Below are 2,051 nucleotides of genomic sequence, written 5' to 3'. Positions count from 1 at the left end.
TGTCCTGATATCACGCTGCGGTCCACCTTTATCGTCGGCTACCCCGGCGAGACGGAAGCGGAATTTGACTATATGCTCGATTGGCTGAAAGAGGCGAATTTGGATCGTGTGGGCTGTTTCAAATATGAAAACGTCGCTGGCGCGCGCTCGAACGCTTTGCCGGATCACGTGGCTGAAGAGGTCAAACAAGAACGCTGGGACCGCTTCATGGAAGCCTCGCAAGCCATTTCCGAAGCCAAGCTCGCCGCCAAAGTCGGTCAGACTTGCCAAGTGATTGTGGACGACATCGACGAAGACGGCATCGCCACCTGCCGCACCAAGGCGGATGCGCCCGAGATTGATGGGAACTTGTTTATTGACGAGGGCACCGAGGGTTTGAGTGTGGGGGATTTGGTGACCGTCGAGGTTGATGAGGCTGGGGAGTATGATTTGTGGGGTGCACTTCGTTAGAAAACGCTCTGGGAGAGCGTTTTCCGAAGTGCACGCGCTTGGGCCTAACGGGCCAAAGCGCAGGGTCTCTCAATCTCGAAGGACCTTTGTTAGGTGATGTTTTCTCCCACTCCTCTGAGCCAACAGTATGTTATTTCGGCAAGTACCCATTCTTGCGTGCAATACGTCCCAAAATTCCCTTCGCGGCAATATCAAGTTGACTATTTTCTGAGTAGTCTGCAACTGCGGTAAACTCAACACGACCGTCCGATATCAAGCTATGGACTTTTTCTCTGCTTTTTTCATCCTCTTCATAAACTGCAATAGACGCGCCGCCATTCATAGTCAGCATTTTCATACTCGGAATATCTGTGTCGCCGTCACCGAAAAACACCATTCTTTCAAAGGGTACTGGCCGGTCTTTCTCGGGCATGAATTTGTTTATTGCTCTGCTATCCCAAGAATTATCAATGCCTTTATTTATGCGAAACAAACATTGAGTTTTCGCGGTGTAATCAATTACAGCGGCTGGCCATTGCGCTCTGCCGTCATCGCCATAAGAAAATTTAGATGCGAATATATGCTCAAAATATTTTGATATCGGGCTACCTTCAATCATCTCCTTTATGCCAGAAGACACGATATAATGTTTTAACGTGATACCTCGTTCTTCGGCGAACTTGTTCACTCGTTCAAACCAGCCGCCATCTGCCAGACCCGGAAATAGTTCCGATGTATTGCCATGGAGCCTTAGAAAATCGCGGTCCACTGGCTGAGAGCCAGCTCTGGCTTTCTTCAGCATCAGCTGCATGTAGGTCAAAATTTCGTTGCCGTCTTCGTCTTTGGTCCGTTTTTTAACTTCATCCCAAAATTCAGATCTCTCAATCCCAAGCTCAGGCAAAAAAGAAGCCTCTTGAATGTTGCCTTTGGCAAGTGTGCCATCGTAATCGTATACAAATGCTGCTGAAATTAGTGATTTATCGTTCATATTATCCCCGTTTCAATACTCTTTAACTATCAGGGTGCTTATCAAGAAATGTCAATACAAGGCGCAACACCTCGCCCCAGCGCCTGACCCTGGGTGGGTGCTGAAAGCGCCCTCCCCTGTGTGCTTGCTCACCTTTGGTGTGACGGGGAGGGTCAGGCGCTGAGTGATGTTTGCATCACTCGGGTGAAACACTTGACGGACCTATGCGCCATCGACCAAGCTCGCCCCAAAGGGGAGCCCATCATGACCAAGAGTTACCAAGACCTGCTGAGTGAGGCTTACGACCAGATCACCACGGTCCCGACCGAGCTCGCCATCGATCTGGTGGACGACCCAGATACTCTAATTGTTGATCTGCGCGACAGGCGGGAGTTGGAACGGGAGGGCAAGATCAAAGGCGCGTTTCATTGTCCGCGGGGGATGCTTGAGTTTTGGATTGATCCCAGCAGTCCCTATCACAAACCCGCTTTATCGCAGGCGCAACAGATCGTGTTTTATTGCGCGTCGGCGTGGCGATCCGCGCTGGCGGCGAAAACGGCGCAAGACATGGGGTTTGATAACATCGCCCACATTGAAGGCGGCTTTGGCGCGTGGACAAAGGCGGGCGGGGCCATAGAAAAGGTGACAGCCAAAT

At 50.9% G+C, this 2,051-nt stretch carries 2 protein-coding genes and 1 pseudogene; 2 read left to right on the top strand and 1 reads right to left on the bottom strand.

The window, feature by feature from the left end:
• Nucleotides 1-450: pseudogene (locus ACSHWX_RS18575) on the top strand (30S ribosomal protein S12 methylthiotransferase RimO); the annotation flags it as partial.
• A 130-nt stretch (nt 451-580) separates the two neighbouring features.
• Here the strand turns inward: ACSHWX_RS18575 and ACSHWX_RS18570 are convergent.
• Complete coding sequence (locus ACSHWX_RS18570) at nt 581-1,417, bottom strand: HAD family hydrolase (RefSeq protein ID WP_435669692.1); 837 nt, start codon at nt 1,415-1,417, stop codon at nt 581-583.
• 243 nt (nt 1,418-1,660) lie between these two features.
• On the opposite strand from ACSHWX_RS18570, the gene ACSHWX_RS18565 reads away from it, so the two are divergent.
• Nucleotides 1,661-2,051: rhodanese-like domain-containing protein (locus tag ACSHWX_RS18565; protein ID WP_435669691.1), on the top strand; the 391-nt coding region annotated here is incomplete at its 3' end.

The organism is Maritalea sp., assembly GCF_051251695.1.
In the GTDB taxonomy this organism is placed as follows: domain Bacteria; phylum Pseudomonadota; class Alphaproteobacteria; order Rhizobiales; family Devosiaceae; genus Maritalea.
Note: the sequence above shows the minus strand (reverse complement) of the source record. Positions and strands in the feature narration are given on the sequence as shown.

Bases quoted from the DNA above. Each gene is read 5' to 3' on its own strand.
- ACSHWX_RS18570 (WP_435669692.1), bottom strand. From the start codon at position 1,417: ATGAACGATAAATCACTAATTTCAGCAGCATTTGTATACGATTACGAT.